At 32.9% G+C, this 1786-nt stretch carries 2 protein-coding genes; both read right to left on the bottom strand.

Features of this window, described 5'->3' with window-relative positions; genetic code table 11:
• Positions 1 to 153 precede the first annotated feature (153 nt).
• Positions 154 to 1101 (bottom strand): tyrosine-type recombinase/integrase, encoded by a 948-nt coding sequence (locus FD26_RS10675; protein ID WP_057868402.1) that lies wholly within the window; start codon positions 1099 to 1101, stop codon positions 154 to 156.
• A 177-nt stretch (positions 1102 to 1278) separates the two neighbouring features.
• Positions 1279 to 1710 (bottom strand): FlgT C-terminal domain-containing protein, encoded by a 432-nt coding sequence (locus FD26_RS10670; RefSeq protein ID WP_057868401.1) that lies wholly within the window; start codon positions 1708 to 1710, stop codon positions 1279 to 1281.
• Between the last annotated feature and the right edge of the window lie 76 nt (positions 1711 to 1786).

Below are 1786 nucleotides of genomic sequence, written 5' to 3'. Positions count from 1 at the left end.
CTATCAACTCTATTTATCGTACAGCCTATTTTTTTTATAGTTATTCATAGTTATAAAGCTCAATGTAGTTGCAATGTAGTTGTATACTCAAAAAGAGCTAAATTTATTTCTTTTTATTGGTCGATGTAGTTGCAGATTTTTTATCAAGATCATTCAATGCATTAAGTATTTTCCCGTCACTATGAGAGCCTGTTGCCAGTCATTGATCACTCTGGAACTCCAATAATTTCCCAATCTGTTCGTAAAAACTAAATTATCGTTATTTTTGAAACTTTTCTGAACTTCCTTCCATGCAGATAGTATTTCCATAGTTTCATCATCCATAATTAAGGTACGGTTTAAGCCATTCTTAGTCGGATGAATTTCATATCTGCGATATTCACTTGAGTAGACGAGAGTTTTTGTCACAGATATTAAGCTTTTATCAAAATCAATATCGGACCATTTTAAAATAAGACTTTCTCCACGTCTCATACCCGTATATGCTACGGTTCTGAAATATGCAAATTGTTGAAGTCCAGTTCTATGAGCAGCATCTAAAAACCTTTGAAGTTCTTCTAGAGAGTAAAAGTTCTTTTCTCTGCGATTAGCTATTACCTTTTTGATTTTTACTGTTGTTGTAGGTAACACAATCTTTCTCATAGGATTTGAATCAATATATTCTAATCTGACTGCTTCATCTAAAATCTTTCTTGTACGTAAAAATAAGGGCTTATAAGAAGCTATAGTATTTATCCAATCATCGACGGCTTCTTGGCAATCTCGAATTGTAATCTTGTTTACATACTTTTTACCAAACAGAGGTAATATGTAATGTTCAAATGATCTATGAATATTGAAATAGGTTGTGTCCCTGATTGATTGTCGATATCTTGGCATCCAATCATCATATACCTCTTTAAATGTAATTAGGTTCTGATCAACCCTATATTTATTTTCCATAATTTCTTGTTTTAAATTGAGGTAGGCTAGAGCAGCATCATCATAAGTATAGAATCCATTGCGTGAGGTAACATGTTTCTTATCTATACGAATAGTAAAACGATATTTCTTTTGGCCATTCTTTAATGTATATGATTTAATGGCGTTTATTTTCTTCATAGGAAACCTCCGTGTATTTTTTGTTTTTAAGTTCACATTTGGACCATATTTCATCTGATTTCAGTTGGAGTATGGTCCCTTTTTGTATTTCAAGATACTTAAATTCACAAAAGGGGGTACATATGTTCTTTTGGCGATAAAAATAAAAAGCCAACTAGGGCTTAATATTCGAGGTTTTTATTCTTTTACTACAAGATCACCGACTTGGATTGGTTTATCGGATTTTTTGAAACTCCCTGTTATTTGTGTTTTATCAACATTTAAATCTTCGTGAACATAATGAGGTTCCAGTAATTCCTTAGGAATTGAGTTGAACATTCCTTGAGTTAAGGCAGTCGAGGCAAGTGTAGATGGATTGCCCATACCGGGTATTTTATGCTTTTCTGACTCTGCAATTGTCATATGAGGGTAGACAGTGTTTGCTATGATGGTTGCTTTTAAATCATCAAGCGTACCTAAGAAGTCGCCGGTTTCTGGATCAAGTACTTCGACACCCTTTTTTCCAATTATTTGAAATTTATCACCTTTTTTTATTCCATCATCCTCTCCAGCATTTATTACCACTGAAGTAGTATCAATAATTTTGGCTATTCGCATTTCTTTACTCAATTTTATTATCATCCTTCTGTATTAATTGACTAAGTTTTATTCGAGATTCGGTAGCGTCAAGAATCTTGTGTAAATG

The organism is Companilactobacillus crustorum JCM 15951 (assembly GCF_001434585.1).
In the GTDB taxonomy this organism is placed as follows: Bacteria; Bacillota; Bacilli; order Lactobacillales; family Lactobacillaceae; genus Companilactobacillus; species Companilactobacillus crustorum.
Note: the sequence above shows the minus strand (reverse complement) of the source record. Positions and strands in the feature narration are given on the sequence as shown.